At 66.9% G+C, this 17,390-nt stretch carries 12 protein-coding genes; 6 read left to right on the top strand and 6 right to left on the bottom strand.

What is annotated here, in order from left to right; translation table 11 throughout:
• Positions 1-390: 390 nt before the first annotated feature.
• The gene (locus ACVWZN_RS05900; RefSeq protein ID WP_456953007.1) at positions 391-942 is read right to left on the bottom strand and encodes a DUF488 domain-containing protein; all 552 of its coding nucleotides are present in this window, start codon (positions 940-942) and stop codon (positions 391-393) included.
• A gap of 78 nt (positions 943-1,020) precedes the next feature.
• On the opposite strand from ACVWZN_RS05900, the gene ACVWZN_RS05905 reads away from it, so the two are divergent.
• The 4 genes from ACVWZN_RS05905 (at position 1,021) to ACVWZN_RS05920 (ending at position 5,691) form a co-directional block, all read left to right on the top strand.
• Positions 1,021-2,712, top strand: a complete 1,692-nt coding sequence (locus tag ACVWZN_RS05905) for an ABC1 kinase family protein (RefSeq protein ID WP_456953008.1) — start codon at positions 1,021-1,023, stop codon at positions 2,710-2,712.
• Between the two features lie 120 nt (positions 2,713-2,832).
• A complete protein-coding gene (locus ACVWZN_RS05910; protein ID WP_456953009.1) occupies positions 2,833-3,609 on the top strand; it encodes a murein L,D-transpeptidase catalytic domain family protein in 777 nt (258 codons plus the stop codon).
• A gap of 63 nt (positions 3,610-3,672) precedes the next feature.
• Positions 3,673-4,866, top strand: a complete 1,194-nt coding sequence (locus ACVWZN_RS05915) for an App1 family protein (RefSeq protein WP_456953010.1) — start codon at positions 3,673-3,675, stop codon at positions 4,864-4,866.
• A gap of 30 nt (positions 4,867-4,896) precedes the next feature.
• Entirely contained in the window at positions 4,897-5,691 is a 795-nt protein-coding gene (locus ACVWZN_RS05920) for a ferredoxin--NADP reductase (protein ID WP_456953011.1), read from the top strand.
• Here ACVWZN_RS05920 and ACVWZN_RS05925 read toward each other — a convergent pair whose 3' ends face one another.
• From ACVWZN_RS05925 to ACVWZN_RS05935, 3 genes are all read right to left on the bottom strand, one after another.
• Positions 5,692-7,680, bottom strand: coding sequence for a diguanylate cyclase domain-containing protein (locus ACVWZN_RS05925; RefSeq protein ID WP_456953012.1), 1,989 nt, complete (start codon positions 7,678-7,680; stop codon positions 5,692-5,694).
• A gap of 90 nt (positions 7,681-7,770) precedes the next feature.
• Positions 7,771-9,930, bottom strand: coding sequence for a diguanylate cyclase domain-containing protein (locus tag ACVWZN_RS05930; RefSeq protein ID WP_456953013.1), 2,160 nt, complete (start codon positions 9,928-9,930; stop codon positions 7,771-7,773).
• Positions 9,931-9,945: 15 nt separating this feature from the next.
• Complete coding sequence (locus tag ACVWZN_RS05935) at positions 9,946-10,842, bottom strand: LytTR family DNA-binding domain-containing protein (RefSeq protein ID WP_456953014.1); 897 nt, start codon at positions 10,840-10,842, stop codon at positions 9,946-9,948.
• A 152-nt stretch (positions 10,843-10,994) separates the two neighbouring features.
• Here ACVWZN_RS05935 and ACVWZN_RS05940 point away from each other — a divergent pair, with 152 nt between their 5' ends.
• Entirely contained in the window at positions 10,995-12,188 is a 1,194-nt protein-coding gene (locus ACVWZN_RS05940; RefSeq protein ID WP_456953015.1) for an acyltransferase family protein, read from the top strand.
• 48 nt (positions 12,189-12,236) lie between these two features.
• Here the strand turns inward: ACVWZN_RS05940 and ACVWZN_RS05945 are convergent, their stop codons facing one another.
• Both ACVWZN_RS05945 and ACVWZN_RS05950 read right to left on the bottom strand, forming a co-directional pair.
• Positions 12,237-14,273, bottom strand: coding sequence for an amidohydrolase family protein (locus ACVWZN_RS05945; RefSeq protein WP_456953016.1), 2,037 nt, complete (start codon positions 14,271-14,273; stop codon positions 12,237-12,239).
• Between the two features lie 144 nt (positions 14,274-14,417).
• Positions 14,418-14,840 carry a CBS domain-containing protein gene (locus ACVWZN_RS05950; RefSeq protein ID WP_027083562.1) on the bottom strand — a complete coding sequence of 141 codons (423 nt, stop codon included), beginning with the start codon at positions 14,838-14,840 and terminating at the stop codon, positions 14,418-14,420.
• A 181-nt stretch (positions 14,841-15,021) separates the two neighbouring features.
• On the opposite strand from ACVWZN_RS05950, the gene ACVWZN_RS05955 reads away from it, so the two are divergent.
• Positions 15,022-17,226 carry a M3 family metallopeptidase gene (locus ACVWZN_RS05955; protein WP_456954724.1) on the top strand — a complete coding sequence of 735 codons (2,205 nt, stop codon included), beginning with the start codon at positions 15,022-15,024 and terminating at the stop codon, positions 17,224-17,226.
• Positions 17,227-17,390 lie beyond the last annotated feature (164 nt).

Genomic DNA, 17,390 nt, shown 5'->3' on the forward strand with positions numbered 1-17,390 from the left:
TCGCTATTGCGCCCCCTGACGCCTGCCCTGTCGCCTCTGCAGCCCTGTGCCCCGATCGTTCTCGACTTATCGCGTTCTGTGCAGCTTTGCTGCTTTGACATCGCGTCCCAAGCGCGTGCCGTCGACGACGCAGCTCCTCGTTATCGCCCCAACAGCCGCGCAAATCGTTAAGACCCCGAAGGGGCGGCCGACAGGACGTCGGCCGTCGCCACCCGAGGCAGGATGCCGAGTGTGGCGATCGCGACAGAGCGACCCGATCGCGGGCTGTAGATCCGTCGGGGAAAAGTGCTTTCTTTTGGTTACTTTTCTTTGCACGAGCAAAGAAAAGTGACTCGGCCGCGTGAGCGGACGAAACGCTCCGGCTCCTACATGACGTGTCCCCGCAAACGCTCAAAACAACCCCCGCTGCACCCCCTCATCCCCCGAATAATCCAACCTCCCCTCCACCACCCTCGCCGCGCCCGTATACGGATGCTCCTGCACCCGCCCACCGGCCTGCAGATGCAGCACCGTCCACCCGCGTGACTTGAAGTCGTCGGAGATCAGCGATCGGTGGCACTGCCACCACACCGCTTCAGCGCACATCACCGCCGTCCGCTTCGATGTCGCAAGCGCAGCCAACCGCTCGCGCGCACGCTCGTACGCCGGCGTCTCCATGTAATCCGCGTAACCGCGAAACGCGGCATTGCGCCATGCGACGTTCGGCGAATCCGGCCGCGCCGCACGGCGTCCGCCGAGGTCCGGAAACGGCACGTACTCGATACCCGCTTCTGGCAGCGCGGCCGCCATCGCGTCGCTGCCGAACTGCGGGTGCCGTCGCGACCCCGCGAAGCGGCGCACGTCCGCCACCGCCTTGATCTCCGCTTTTCGCAGGATGTCGACGAACGCCTCCCACGGGTGCGTGGAATGGCCGATGGTCCAGAGCGTGCCTGAGGTTTCCATCCGTACAGGTTCGCGCGGCCGACATGAAACAGCGTTGACGGTGCGCCGCTTAGGCTGCGTGACCCACGGAGACCTTTCATGTCCGAGCAGACCACCGGCATTGCGCGTACGGCCCAGATCCTGAAGTTCCTGCTCAAGTACCGCAGCGCCGGAATTTTCAGCGGGCTGGACCAGGATGCCGTTCTGCAGGACGTCGAGGCCAGCGTCGACGAGTCGGTGGGCGAACCGGGCAAGCCCGAGCAGTTCGTCGACGATCTCGAAGCGCTCGGCCCCACCTTCATCAAGCTCGGCCAGGCGCTTTCGACGCGCCCGGACATGGTGCCGCCGGATTACCTCGCCGCGCTGGAGCGCATGCAGGACAACGTCGATCCGTTGTCGTCGGAGGTCGTGCGGCAGGTGATCGAGGAAGAGCTCGGCGTGCGGCCGAACAAGCTGTTCGCCGAGTTCGACGACGAGCCGCTCGGCAGCGCGTCGCTGGCGCAGGTGCATCGCGCCGTGCTGCGCGATGGCCGCGAAGTCGCGGTGAAGGTGCAGCGCCCGGATGCGATTACGAGCGTGCGCAACGACCTCGAAGCGCTGCGCTCGATCGCCGGCAAGATCGACCGCGGCACCGACATGGGCCGCCGCCTGAAGTTCGGCGACTGGGTCAACGAGTTCGGCCGCGCGCTGCTCGCCGAACTCGACTACCGCCTCGAAGCCGAGAACCTGCAGCGCTTCGGCGAACGCCTCGAGCAATATCCGCAGCTCGTCGTACCGACACCCGTATGGAGCCTGTCAGGCAAGCGCGTGCTCACGATGGACCTCGTGCGCGGCCAGAAGGTCACCGACATCAGCGGCCTGCGCCGCACCGAGGAGCGGCTCGGCGACCTTGCCGGCGCTCTGCTGCGCGCCTACCTCGACCAAGCGTTCGTCTACGGCGAAATCCACGCCGATCCGCACCCGGGGAACCTGTTGCTGATGGAGGACGGACGCCTCGCGATCTTCGACCTCGGAATGATCGCGCACGTGCCGCCGAAGCGTCGCGACCGCCTGCTGAAGCTTCTGTTCGCATCGGTCGATGGACGCGGCGAAGACGTCGCGATCGAAGGCATTTCGATCTCCACGCGCCTCGAGGATTTCGACGAGGAGCGCTACATGCGCGAGGTCGGCCAGCTCGTCGCGTCGTACGCCGCGCGTTCGGGCGGACGCACGGTGTCGGAAGGCAGGCTCGTGCTCGACCTCACGCGCATCGCGACCGCATGCGGCCTGCGCACACCGCCCGAGCTGAGCCTGCTGGGCAAGACGCTGCTCAACCTCGAATCGATCTGCGACGCGCTCGATCCCGACTTCGATGCGAAGGACGTGGTGCGCGACCACCTCGAGGACGTGATGCGCAAGCGCCTGCGTCGCTCGTTGTCGCCGGCCGGGCTCGCGGGTGAGCTGATCGAAGTGGAAGGCCTCGTGCGCGAGGCGCCGCGCAAGCTGAACAACCTGCTGACGCTGCTGTCGGACAACCGGCTGCAGGTGCGGCTGGACGGGCTCGACGATTCGAAGCTCATGGAGAACATGCAGAAGATCGCGAACAGGATCACCGTCGGGTTGATCATCGCGGCGCTGCTCGTTTCGTCGGCGCTGATGATGCGGGTCGACAACGGGTCGCGGCTCTTCGGCTATCCCGCCATCGCGATCATCCTGTTTCTGATCGCAGCATTTCTCGGGCTTTTCGTGGTGGTCAGCGTGCTGCTCACCGATCATCGCGCACGTCCGAAAGAGGAGCGTGGCCTTCACTGAACAGGCAGGCTGAACCAGCCTGAATCCGGCCGCTTGCACGCAGCGCTCACGGGCCTAACCTAGACGGAAAGCTTCACCGGGAATGCACCTCCCTGAAGCGTCTGTTGAAGGGGTCTGTGAATGCGTACCTCCCTCGCCTTGGCTTCGGCCATCGCCTGCTGCCTTCTGCCGGCCCTGTCTCCGGCGGAACCGAATCCGACCACCACGCCTGCACTGCAGCCGTCGGCGCCGCTCGCGCCGATGACCGCGCCCGTGCAGACCGCGCCGTCGATGTCGTTGGCCTCGCGCCTGGCATCGCTCGCGCCGGGTGCGAACCCGAAGGTCATCGAGATGGCGCTCGAAGCGCGCGAATGCGCGATGAGCACCGGCGAAGCCACGGGTTCCGGCGAGAAGCTCGCGGTCATCGACTACTCGATGCCGTCGTCGCAGAAGCGCCTCTGGGTGTTCGACCTGCACAACACGCGCGTTCTCTACAACGAGTACGTCGCGCACGGTGCCGGTAGCGGCGAGAACTACGCACGTTCGTTCTCCAACCTCGACGGCACGCACCAGACCAGCCTCGGCCTGTTCCGCACCGCCGAAACGTACGAAGGCCACAACGGTTATTCGCTGCGCATGGACGGTCTCGACCGCGGCTTCAATGACAACGCGCGCTCGCGCGCGATCGTGATGCACGGCGCGTGGTACGTGGATCCGTCGATGGTGCAGAAGGTCGGCCGCCTCGGCCGCTCGCAGGGTTGCCCTGCGGTGCGCGCGCAGGTCGCGCACGAGATCATCGACACGCTCAAGGGCGGCCAGTTCGTGTTCTCGTACTACCCCGACAGCAAGTGGCTGCACGAATCGCGCTACCTGGCGTGCCCGAACCGTCCGAACCGCACGATCGTCGCCACGCGCTGATCGCACGCGCTTGAAAACATGATGGCCGGATCCTCACGGGTCCGGCCGTTATCTTTTGCGGTCATGACGACACCCGATCGCCCTGCCCCGAATCCCGTCCTCGCCGCGCTTTCGGCAATGGAGGACGCCGTCGACGGCCTGCGACGCCGCATCGCGCCGCGCGTGCCCGCCCACATCGCCGCCTATTGCGGCTGGGGCGACGCGCAGGGCATCGAGTTGCGCGGCCGCGTGCTGGCCGACGCGCCGGAAGGCGGCCCCACCGAGAACGAGTCGCGCTGGCGCAACCTGCAGCATTCGGTCGGCCGCTTCCTCACGTCCGAAGTGCCGGGCGTGCCATTGCTGCTGCGGGCAGGGCCCTACAGCGCCGATGCCGTGACCGATGACGAGGGCTACTACACGGCGACTGTGCCCGCACCGGACGCGCCTGTCGGCCTCTGGTCCGAAGCGACTGCGAGCCTCGCCGACGGCCGCATCCCCACGTCGCAGCCGGTGCTCTACGTGCATGACGACGTGCAGGTCGGCGTCATTTCGGACATCGACGACACCGTGCTCGACAGTTCGATCACCGACTGGACGACGGCCGCGCAGCTCACCTTTCTGCACAACGCGCGCACGCGAAAGCCGCTGAAGGGCGCGGCGCTGCTCTACCAGGCGTTGCAGTCGGGCATCGACGGCCGCGGTCGCGTGCCGCTGTTCTACGTCTCGAGTTCGCCGTGGAATCTCTACGACCTGCTCGACGAATTCATGCGGCTCAACGCGTTGCCTGCCGGGCCGATGTTCCTGCGCGATTTCGGGCTAGACCCGACCAAGCTGCTGAAGTCCGCCGGCCACGGCCACAAGCTCGACCGCGTGCGCGAACTCGTGGGGCGCTTCCCGCGGCTGCGCTGGGTGCTGCTCGGCGATTCGGGCCAGGCCGACGCCGGCCTGTACGCCGAGGCGGCGCAGGAATTCGGTGACCGCATCGCCGCGATCTATATCCGCGACGTCGACCCGGACCTCGATTCGCCGCGCGACGTGGCCGTCGATGCGCACATCGGCCGTGTCGCCGGCACGCGCGTCCCGATGATTCGCGCACGCGACAGCCGCGCCATTGCGGAGCACGCGGCGTCGATCGGGCTGATCCGCCCCGAGACGTTCGATCCGATCGCCCGCGAGGTCGCGCGCGACGCCGCTCGCCCCACCTTGGGCGAAGCGGCGGCCACCGCCGCGATTGAGGGAACGCAGGGCGACGACGGCCCGGGCGCGCCGGTCGGCTAAAATTCGCGCCCCACCGCAGCCTGCCCGCCGATGTCCTCGCCTTTCGGCACCGAAACCGTGCTCGACGTCCGCCACTGGACCGACGCCTACTTCAGCTTCACCACCACGCGCGACGACGGCTTCCGTTTCGACAACGGCCAGTTCGTGATGATCGGGCTGGAGGTGGACGGGCGTCCGTTGATGCGCGCGTATTCCATCGCCAGCGCGAACTGGGAAGAGCAGCTCGAGTTCTTCAGCATCAAGGTGCAGAACGGCCCGTTGACCTCGCGCCTGCAGCACATCAAGCCGGGCGACACCGTGCTCATCGGCCGCAAGCCCACCGGCACGCTGCTGATCAGCGACCTGCATGCCGGACGCAATCTCTACCTGCTCGGCACCGGAACGGGCTTCGCGCCGTGGCTGTCGATCGTCAAGGATCCGGAAACCTACGAGCGCTTCGAGCGCGTGATCCTCTGCCACGGCGTGCGCTCGGCGGCGGACCTCGCGTATCGCGACTACATCGTCAACGAGCTGCCGCGCCATGAATTCCTCGGCGAGCAGATCGCGCGGAAGTTGCTCTACTACCCGGCCGTTTCGCGCGAACCATTCGAGCTCAATGGCAACGACCATCGCGGCCGGCTGACCGACCTGATGGCCGCCGGCACGATGATGGAGCAGCTCGGCATCGAACCGCTGGACGCCGAACACGACCGCGCGATGATCTGCGGAAGCCCGCAGATGCTCGCGGATTTCCGGTCGCTGCTGGATTCGCGCGGCTTCACCGCCGCGCCGCGTATCGGCACGCCCGGCCAGTACGTCTTCGAGCGCGCATTCGTCGAGAAGTGATCAGACGGTGCGCACGGCCTGCGGTCGTGCAGGCGACGGGCCGTCCACCATCTGCAAGGTGACATCGCCACGTGCGGCCGCGCCGGCAAGGTCGCCGGCAATCTGACTGACGTCTGCATCGGGCGCGACCTCGGCGACACAGGTCGCGCAATTGCGGCCGCCCGCCTTCGACATGTAGAGCGCAAGGTCAGCGACGTGCATCGCGTGCTGCCAGTCCACGCCTTCTTGCAGCGGCGACATCACCGCGCCGATTGAGACGGTCACCGTCACCGACTGGCCGCCGATGTCGATAGGCTCGCCGGCGACGTTCTGCATCACACGTTCTGCGAGTTGTGCGAGTCGTTCGCCTGCAGCATCCGGCAATACCAACACGAACTCCTCGCCGCCCCAACGCACCACGGCGTCGTTCTGTCGCACCAGCGTGCGCAGGCGACGCGCGATCTCGACGAGTACACGATCGCCCGCGGCATGGCCCCACGTGTCGTTGACGCGCTTGAAGAAGTCGACGTCGAGCAGCATCAGGCCGACCGGCGCGCCGCCGCGACGCCGCATTTCCGCCTCGCACCAGCGGCGATTCGCGACGCCGGTGAGGGCATCGATCATCGACTGCTCGGACAGCACCGCGACGTCGCCCGACAGCTTGCGGTTGTCGTTGCGTGCGCGAGAGAGATACGTCAGCAACGCAGCGAGCGCGAGCAGCGCCAGCACCGCGACGGTCGACCATAGCCGCTGCTGCCAGCGATGCGCGTCCATCTCCGCGGCCTGCGCGCGGTTGGCGATCGACAGGCGTTCGATCTCGCGACTGCGACGCTCCGATGCGTACTTCTCCTGCAGCTCGAGCACCGCCTTGTCGCGTTCCTGCTTCACCATTTCCTGGCTGAGATGCAGCTGCTCGCGCATCGTCGCCACCGCTTCGATCAGGCGGCCGGCCTTTTCGTAGGCGGTCACCAGCTCGTCGAGGATCGGCATCAGGTAGGTGCGCGCGCCGATGCGTTCGGCCAGCGTCTTCGCATCACGCAGTTCGCGGATGCCTTCGTCGAAACGACCGAGCCGCACCAGCGCGATGCCGCGATTCGCGCCCGCGACGGCGACACCGTTGTCGTCGTGCTCCGACGCCGATATCGCACGCGCACGTTCGGCGACGACCAGCGCCTTCGCCGGCTCGTTCGATTGCAGGTAGTAGTCGGAGAGATTCCCGAGGCTGATCGCGACGAGCTCGCGCATCGACGGGTCGTCGCCGGCAAGCCGCAGAACATCGAGCAGCGCCTGGTGTTGCGCCTCGCCCTCGCCCCGCATGCTGTAGGTGTACGCCTGCTGCGCGCGCAGGTAGGGCTCCATGTAGACGAAGCCGATGCGGTCGGCGAGCTGGTACGCCTCTCGGCCCAATGCTTCGGCACGCGCGAAATCGCCAAGGTCGGCATTCATGCCGATCATCGGGCTCATTGCGCGCACCTCGTCCGCCGGCCAACCGTGACGCGCCGCCAGCGACCGCGCCTGCACCGCATCCGCAATGCCCGATGCCATCTCGGTGCGCAGGTCACTTACTCGCGTACGCGTCAGCAGGTATTCCAGCCGCATCACGTCGCCGGACCGCAGCGACAGCGGCTCCGCACTCGCGATGATCGCCTGCGCTTCCGACGTATGCCCGACCCCGATCGCACGTTGCGCGCGCGAAAGCCGCGCGGCGAGATCGCAGGGCACGCAATGTTCGTTCGCGGCCATGGCGTCGATGCGCGCCAGTATCGGGTCCGCGCGATCGAACGCGTCCTGCTGTCGCTCCAGGCCCTCGACCGCGATCAGGTAGGTCGCGCGAGCCGCGAGCGGCGCCTTGTCGCCCGGCTTGTCGTCCGCCGCGTACAGGCGTTGCAGCACGTTCTGCGGACGCACGAATCCGTGGACGTGCACGTCCTGAAGAATCGCGTCGACGGTTTCCGCGCGTGCTACGGCGGACACCAGAAGAAGCGCGAGTGCGAGTCGGATCCGGGTCATTCGCCCGTTTATCGGCCCTGCACGGCCAGCGCTTGATGAACACGGCGATGGGATTGCTGAGTGAGTCAGCAATCGGGTCGCGCGTTGTGACTACGCCGGCATCGCGCTCGCGACGGCGGTCACGGTCGATGACGATGTCGCCGGGCCGGTCACGGAATCGAGGCGCACGTCGCCGCGTGCCTGCGCCGAGGCGAGATCGCTGGCGAGCGACGCCATGTCGGCATCCGCGGCGACGTCGAGCACCATGGTCGCGCGATTCCGTCCGCCCGACTTCGACAGATAGAGCGCCAGATCGGCGACGTGCATCGCCTCTTCCCATTCACCGCGCGGGCCGATCGGATGCACGACCGCACCGATCGACACCGTGACATCGACGCGGTGGCCGCCGAGATCGAACGGTGCCGACGCGATCGCCTGCAACACGCGTGACGCAAGCGCCGCGAGTGCGTCGTCGCCGATGCCCGGCAGAAGCAGTGCGAACTCTTCGCCGCCCCAGCGCACCACGGCGTCGTCCTGGCGTACCAGCGTGCGCAGGCGCGTGGCGATCTCGATGAGTACGCGATCGCCGGCCGCATGGCCGAGCGCATCGTTGACCTTCTTGAAAAAGTCGACGTCGAGCAGCAGCAGGCCGACCGGCATGGTCGCGTCGGCGGCGGCGTAGCGCGTCATCAGCGCATGGCACTGACGACGATTGGCGACGCCGGTGAGCGGATCGTGCAGCGATTGCTCCGACAGGATCGCAACGTCACCCGATAGGCGCTGGTTGTCGTTGCGCACGCGCTTGGTCAGCCGCACCAGAGGCACCGCAGCGAGCGCCAGCACCAGCGCGAGCGCCGCCCAGAGCCGTTGCTGCCACGTGCGCGCGGCGAGTTCCGCCTGCTTGATCTGGTTCGCAGCAGCGAGGCGATCGATGTCGCGCTGTCGGCTCTGCGCGGCATAGCGCTCCTGCATTTCCAACAGCGTCTTGTCACGTTCCTGGCGCGTGAGGTCCGCCTGCAGCGACGCCACCTGCTCCATCGCTTCCAATGCTTCGCGATAGCGGCCCTGCATCTTGAGGATGCCGACCAGCTCGCCATTGATGCCGATGACGTCGCCACGCGCTCCGGTGCGCTCGGCGATCGCGACCGCTTCGTGCACGCGACGCAGGCCGCCCTCGGGGTCGCCGAGGTGCGCCATCGCGACGCCTTCGTTGGTCAGTGCATACGACAGGCTGCGCGGGTCGTCGGTGTGTCGCGCGAGCGCATCGCCCTTGCGCGCGGCGTCGAGCGCTTTGCCGTAGTCCTTCACGATCAGCCAGTGATCGGCGAGGTTCGACAGGCTGATGGCCTCGAACTCCTCCATGCCTTCCTGATCGTGCGACAGCGCGATCGCTTCTTCGAGCGCGCGCAGCTGGTCGTCGGTACGACCGCTGCGGCCATACGTGTACGCCATGTTGAGCCGCAGCGATGCCATCGCGAAGCCGAAGCCGATCTCGCGCGCCTGCGCATACGCATGGCGGCCGATCGCTTCCGCGCGCTGGTAGTCGGCGAGCGCGGTGCTCATCGACACCATCAACGCCTGGCTCATCAACGCGGCGGCGGTGTCGCCCGCGCGCTCCGCGAGTTCCGACGCACGCAATGCTTCGGCGACACCGCCGACGTAATTGCCGCGCAGGTTGTAGAGCCGTGCGCGTGCGTAGTGCAGGCGATACGCGAGGTCGCTTTCGTCCGGCACACGCGCGTCGAGGCCGCGCAGGTAGCGTTCGGCGCCATCGGTGTCGCGACGCGTCAATGCATCGGATGCGCGCGCGATGCGCAGTTCATCCGCGCAACGCGTGCAACCTTCGGCGCTCATGCGTTCGAGTTCGGCCATCGCCTCGCGCGCAGCGGCAACCATGCGCGGACGACGCGACGTCACCGCGAGATGCATCACCGCCGCGTAGTAGCGCATGCGAGATGCCGGCGTGGACGTCGTTGTCGGGCGATCGTCCGCGGCCTGCAGCTGCTCGATCGCAGCCGCCGCCGACCGGAAGCCGTGGCGGTGCTGCTCGCGCAGGATGTCGTCGACCCGCCCGGTGGCGAACGCCAGGGAGGGGACGAGGGCGAGCAGCAGGAAACGGACGACCGGGAATCGCATGTCGTCGATATCGGCCGGCATGGTCGTACGCTTGAGCAGCGCGACCGTCAGCCAGTGGCTGAACAGGGCGATCGACGTCGCCGCGTGTGGTCCGTAAGCGAGCCCGCGACGTGGCGTTCGCTGGAACCGCTGCAATGGGAGGCGGCTAACTCACGCCGCCGCCGACACCACCCCATCCCCACGCAACGCGGCGCGATAGCGACGGCTGCACGGCACCGACGCGCCGTCCTGCATCACGATGCGCGCGTCGCCGGAGTCCACCGGCTCGATGCGTTCGATGCGGTCGAGGTTGACCATGTAGCTGCGGTGCACGCGGCGGAAGGTCGCGGGGTCGAGGCATTCCTCGATCTGCGCCATCGTGCTGCGCAGCGGGTAGTCGCGGCCGCGCACCCGCAGGTTCACGTAGTTGCCGGAGGCCTGCAGCCATTCAATGTCCGCGGCCGGTACCAGGAACTCCTTGCCGAGCTTGCGGACCAGGAAGCGTTCGGGACGGGCGACCGTCTCCGCAGGGGTGGCGTCGTCGGGCGTGCCGAGCAGACTGGCCTCGCCTTGCAGGCGGCGCAGGAACAGCCGGTAGGCCTCGATCGTCAGCACGATGGTCGCGAAGCCGCGCACGTCCTTCAGGTACTCGTAGCCGCTTTCGATCAGCCAGTTGCCGAAGTCGTAATGGCCACCCAGCGCCGCGTAGGCGACCTTTCGCAGCGCGACCATGCCGACGACGTGCAGCGCGGACCAGACGAGGCTTGCGACGAAGTACTCGCCGAGCCGGCGTCGCCAGTTGGCGAACTCCATCGGCCGCCAGCGGGTGAAGGCGACGATGGTCGGGACCAGCAGCAGGATCATGAAGTTGCTGCTGAGCTCCCAGATCACCGGCTCCCAGTCGCGGACGTCGACGTGCGCGCGGTGCAGGTCGAGGTTGGACGTGATGCTGTTGGCGACCGCGTTGATCACGAACAGGCCGATCCAGAAGCCGTACTCCAGCCACGGCCGCCAGGGTTGGAAACGGGCCCAGTCGGAATCGGCAGCGGGACGGGTGGCTTCGTTCATTCGCGCATTGTCACCGTTCGCCCCACCGGGACGCGATGCGTCCGTCCCAGCCGTCCACCGTTCGTCCCTGCGCGGCCCCGATGCGTCCCTTGGTGCGTCGCGGAACGTCGCCGCGTCCCCAGAGTCGGCGCCACTCCAACCGGACCGCCGACATGACGCGACGCCACCACATCGATGCCCTGCGCGCCCTCGCCTTCGCCCTGCTCATCCTCTACCACTGGGGGATGCTCTATGTCGGTGACTGGGGCTGGCACATCAAGAGCACCCACACCAGCGAATGGCTGCAGCTGCCGATGCTGCTGGTCAACCGCTGGCGCATGTCGCTGATCTTCGTGATCTCCGGCGTGTCGTCGGCCTTCCTGCTGGGACGCAGCGGCAGCCTGTCGTTCCTCGGCCAGCGCACCTGGCGCCTGCTGCTGCCGCTGGTGTTCGGCATGCTGGTGATCGTGCCGGTGCAGCCGTACGTGCAGGGCATCCAGACCGGCTTCGTGAAGCCGGGCTTCGTCGACTTCCTGCTGCGCTACTACGAGTTCAAGCCGTGGCCGGAGGGCGCGTTCGACGGCGACACCAACGGCATCACCTGGAACCACCTCTGGTACCTCGCCTACCTGTGGGCGTTCACCGTCGCGCTGGTGCTGGTGCGACCGCTGCTGGACTCGCGCGCCGGGCTGCGCCTGCGTGACGCCGTCACCGGGCTTCGCGGCTGGGCACTGCTGCTGATCCCTGCGATTCCGATCGCGATCGAGACCATCGCGCTGCAGGGTCATTTCGAGGATACCGGCGACCTGGTGCACGACGGCTACCGCGACGTCCTCTACTTCACGATGTTCCTCTACGGCTTCTGGCTCGCCCGCGCCGATGGCGCGTGGGACGAGCTCGCCCGCCTGCGTCGGCGCTCGCTGACCTGCGCCCTGCTGCTGTTCGTTCCCTACCTGTGGCTCGGCAAGACGCTGCCCGACACGATGGCCGGCGCGCAGGCACTGATCTGGACGCTGCGCAGCGTCTACATCTGGCTCGCGATCGCCGCGGTGCTGGGCTGGTCGAAGGCGTTCCTCGATCGCCCGTTCCCGTGGCTGGGCTGGGCGAACGAAGCCGTCTTCCCCTGGTACGTGCTGCACCAGAGCTTCATCGTGCTGATCGCGTACTGGCTGGTGCCGCTGCACCTGTCGGCGTGGATCGAAGCACCGGCCGTGCTGGTCGGCACCGTCGCCGGGTGCTGGATGGGCTTCGCGATCGTGCGCCGCGTGCCGCTGCTGCGACCGCTGTTCGGGATGAAGCTGCGTCCGCGCGCGGTCGAGACGTCGCGGGCGCTGCGCTCGATCGAACCGGCGAACGACGTCGCCTGAGTCCGACGAAGGAAACGGGCGCCCGGCATCGACCGGGCGCCCATCGTTCTACTTCGACGTCGCGACGCGCACCGGCGTGGTGAACGGCGCGATGCCGAGCGCCTGGTCGATGTCGGCCGGCGAATACGCCGTCGCACCCTTGATCACCAGCGCGACCTTGCGAACATCGGAGATGTTGTTGAGCGGGTCGCCGTCGAGCAGCACGAGGTCGGATGCCTTGCCCGGTGCGATCACGCCGCGATCGGTCGCGCGCGCGACGGTCGCACCATTGAGTGTCGCCACCTGCAGCACCTGCGCGGGCGTCAGCCCGGCCTGCACGTAGAGCTCGAGTTCACGCTGCAGCGTGAAGCCCGGCATCTCGTCCGTGCCCGCGAGGATCGGCACGCCCGCCTTGTACATGCGGCCCACGAACTCGACCATCTTCTTGTACGACTTGTCGAACTGCTGGTACGTCGCGTCGTCAGGAATATCCATCTCCGCGGCCATGCGCCCGCGCGTGACGTCCGGCGGCAGGTGATCCGCAACCGAGGCGACGATCGGCGACATCGTGCCGTCGCGCTGATGCACGAACTCGAACGTTGCCAGCGTCGGGTCGCTCGCGATCTTCTTCGCCGCCATCTCGTGGATGAAGTCCTGCACCGGCTTGCTGTCGAAGTCGAGGTCGGCGACCTTGCGCGCCGGCAGGTAGAAGCGCTCCAGCGTGCGCGTATCGGTCTTATCGTCGACGAGGAAGTTCAGCATCAACTGGTTGATGTGCTGGATCTCGTCGAAGCCGTCGTCGATGACGTCCTGCGCGCGCAGGAACGCCGGCACGTGTCCGCTCACGCGCATGCCCTTGCTGTGCGCATACGCGACGGTGTCCTTCAGGATCGCCTTCGGAAACGAGTTGTAGATCTTGATCTGCGGGTAGTCGTGCGCGTGGTACCAGTCGACCGCCTTCTTCGCTTCGTCGAGGTTCTTGATCACGAAGCCGTTGCGCGCGGACATCGGGCTTTCGCCTTCGATGAAACCGGCCGGCGTGATATGCGGCATCAGCAGCGTGCCGGCTTTTTCCTCGGCGATGATCTGCTGCAGCGTGTCGTTGTCGTTGCCCATGTCGCGCACGCTGGTGACGCCCGACGCGATGTTCAGCCCGCCGTCCCAACGGCCGACGTGCGCATGCATGTCCCACAGGCCGGGGATCATCACGCGTCCGCCGCCGTCGATCGTGCGGTCGGCCTTCGCGGCTTTGCCAGTCGGCTTCACGGAGACAATCTTGCCGTCGCTGATCAGCACGTCGCTCGCGGCGCCGAGCTTGGCGTGCACGCTGTCGAACACGCGCACGTTGCGGATCAGCGTGCTGCCCGGCAGCGGTTGCGCGAGTTGCTTCTGCATCGCGACCAGCAGTTCGCCTTCGGCCTTCTTCTGGCGTTCCTCGAGTTGCTTGCCGACGCTCTCCCAACCCACCGGCACCATCTGCATGAAGCCCGGTGCGATGAAGCCGAACATCTGTGGCGTTGCGTCGTCGGTGAACCAGCCGAAGTTCGGCGTCAGGCCTTGGCCGGTGAGCGCGAGCAGGCGAACGGTCTTCGTCTCTTTCCCGTTCGACACCTGTTCGCGCGCGAGCTCGCGCATCGTCAGCGTGCCGCCCGGCACCAGCGGCAACTTGCCGTCCGTGCGCTTGGCGAGCGCTGCGACGGTCGCGGCGGCGGACTGCGGCGTGCCCGCGAGCGGCGCGTATTCGGCGGTGCCCGTAACGCTGCGATCGCCGTGGTCGGCGGTCGTCTTCCACTGCGCGCGATCGCCGGTGCGGCTGTAGGTCTCGTCGAGCTTCGCGCCGAAGGTCGAGGTGCCGGTCACGTGGAAACGGCTGAACGTGCCGTCGGGCGCGAGCTGGTATTCCTCCTGCATCTCCGGCCCGCGGCCGTTGTCCTTGAACACGAACGACGTACGCACCACGCCGTCGTCGCCGGTGGTGACCACCTGTTCGCCGGCCTTCTTCCCGTTGTCGACGAGCACCACCCAGCGCTGCGTCGTGGCGCTCCATGCGGGGACGGCGGGCAGCATGCACATCGCGATCAGAAGGCTTCGGGCCAGCGGCTTCATCGGAGGAACCTCGGGTCGCGCCGGCAGTGGCGCCCGCCGAGCCTAGCGCGACCGCCGCTCGCATACGCCCACCGATGGTCATGACGCGCCGCAAAAAAACATGCCGCCCGGAGGCGGCATGTCTCGAAGCGATGCGCGCGTCGATCAGTGCTTAGGTTCGGAAACCCCGCGCAGCAGCTCGGCGGTCTTGCGATCGCGGCCGCTGAGCGCGATGTCGGCCTGCGCGATCACGCCGCAGAGGCGGCCGTCGCCATCGACCACCAGCAGGCGGCGGATCTGGCGCGACTCCATCAGCTCCATCGCGTCGGTCAGGCTGCTGTCGATGGTGACGCTGGTGACCGGGCTGGTCATGCAGTCCTGCGCGGTGCACTGCTGCGGGTCGCGGCCTTCCGCGACGACACGGAGCGCGATATCGCGGTCGGTGACCGTGCCGACGGCGCGGCCCGAGGCATCGATCACCGGCACCAGGCCGATGTCGTTCTCGAGCATCAGGCGGGCGACGTCGCGCACCGGCGCTTCGGCCTGGCAGGTGGCGGGATCGGGCGTCATGACGCTGCGGATGTCCATGGATCCTCCTCGGTTCGTGGAAAGCGGGAACGCTGCGGGAACGCGGGTCGGGTGTGCGTGAAACCGACGGGTTCAGGCGATATGCCTTTCGTCATACGCCCGTGAAGCGGCGGTCGGGTACGCTGGGGCATTCACCCGTCGAGGCTCCCCCATGAAGCATCCTCTCGCCCTCGCGCTGGCAATGGCCCTCGCGGCGACGACCGTCCCGGCCGTTTCGCATGCTGCGACCGCCAAGCCCGCCACGTCCAAGTCGACGCAGAAGTCCGCCGTGAACCCCTTCTTCTCCGTAAGCACCCTGCCGCTGCACTACCCGCAGTTCGACAAGATCAAGGATACGGACTTCGCGCCCGCCTTCGATCGCGGCATGGCCGAGCAGCTGAAGGAAGTCGACGCGATCGCCAACAACAAGGCCGCGCCGACCTTCGACAACACCATCGTCGCGATGGAAAAGAGCGGCCAGACCCTGCGCCGCGCGACCACCGTCTTCTACAACCTCGTCGGCGCCGACACCAACCCGGCGCGCGACAAGCTCGACAGCACCTACTCGCCGAAGTTCGCCGCGCATTCGGACGCGATCAACCTCAACCCGAAGCTCTTTGCGCGCATCGAGACGCTGTACAACCAGCGCGATTCGCTGGGCCTCGACGCCGAGAGCAAACGCCTTGTCGAGAAGTACTACCAGGACTTCGTGCGGTCCGGCGCCAAGCTCAACGACGCGCAGAAGGCGCACCTGAAGTCGATCAACGGCCAGATGGCGAAGCTCGGCACGCAGTTCAGCCAGAACGTGCTGGCCGAGCGTAACGACATGGCGATCATCGTCGACAACAAGGCCGACCTCGCAGGCCTGTCCGACGAGCAGATTGGTGCGGCGTCCAAGGCCGCCACCGATCACAAGATGCCGGGCAAGTACGTCATCGAGCTGGTAAACACGACGATCCAGCCGCCGCTGACCTTCCTCGACAACCGCGCGCTGCGCGAGAAGATCTACAAGGCGTCGATCGCGCGCGGCAGCCGCGGTGGCAAGTTCGACAACACCGGCATCGTTTCGCAGGTCGCCAAGCTGCGCGCCGAGAAGGCGGCCCTGCTCGGCTATCCGACCTACGCCGCCTACGCGCTGGAAGACCAGACCGCGAAGACGCCGGAAGCGGTCAACGCGATGCTGTCCAAGCTCGCGCCGCCGGCCGTGGCCAACGCCAAGCGCGAAGCCGCCGACCTGCAGGCCATGATCGACCGCGAGCAGAAGTCCAAGGGCCAGCCGACGTTCAAGCTCGAGCCGTGGGACTGGGCGTACTACGCCGAGAAGGTGCGCCAGGCGAAGTACAACTTCGACGAGTCGCAGCTCAAGCCTTACCTCGAGCTCAACAACGTCCAGCAGAACGGCGTCTTCTACGCGGCCAACCAGCTCTACGGCCTGACGTTCAAGGAGCGCAAGGACCTGCCCGTATACGAGCCCGACGTGCGCGTCTTCGACGTGTTCGACAAAGACGGCAAGCAGCTCGCGATCTTCATCTCGGACATGTACGCGCGTCCGTCGAAGAACGGCGGCGCGTGGATGAACTCGTACGTCGACCAGTCGGCGCTGACGGGTTACCTGCCTGTCGTCGCGAACCACCTCAACATCCCGAAGCCGACGGCCGGCCAGCCGACGCTGCTCACGTGGGATGAAGTGACCACGATGTTCCACGAGTTCGGCCATGCGCTGCACGGCATGTTCTCGGACGTGAAGTACCCGTACTTCTCGGGCACCAGCGTTCCGCGCGACTTCGTCGAATACCCGTCGCAGGTCAACGAGATGTGGGCCGACTGGCCGGAGATCCTGTCGAACTACGCCAAGCACTACCAGACCGGCGCGCCGATGCCGAAGGCACTGCTCGACAAGGTGCTGGCGAGCAGCAAGTTCAACCAGGGCTTCACCACGACCGAATACCTCGGCGCCGCGATGCTCGACCAGAACTGGCACCAGCTGCCGGCCGACAAGATCCCCGCCGCATCCGGCGTGATGGATTTCGAAGCCAAGGCACTGCACGACGACGGCGTCGATTTCTACGCCGTGCCGCCGCGCTACCGCACGCCGTACTTCAGCCACATCATGGGCGGCTACGCGGCGGGCTACTACGCGTACATCTGGTCGGAAGTGCTCGATGCCGACAGCGTGGAGTGGTTCAAGCAGAACGGTGGCCTGAGCCGCAAGAACGGCCAGCACTTCCGCGACACCCTGCTCTCGCATGGCGGTTCGGAAGACGCGATGGTGCTGTTCCGCAACTACACGGGTCGCGACCCGTGGATCGAGCCGCTGCTGAAGCGTCGCGGCCTCGACAGCTCGACCGATGACAGCAAGGCGCCGTCGGCTTCGACGCCGGCCAGCGCGACGCCGACGAAGAAGTAACCGTCTGCAAGATGTAACGAAACCGCCCGGCGAAATCCGGGCGGTTTTTTTTGGGCGTTGGTAGATGTTTGGATGCAGCGAACGCATATGGATTCGCCCATCGAAAACGCAGGACCACCGCAAAGCATCACCAACGAATCGCGCCATCACCCGACGCCGCCACC

The organism is Lysobacter sp. HA35, from assembly GCF_054061195.1.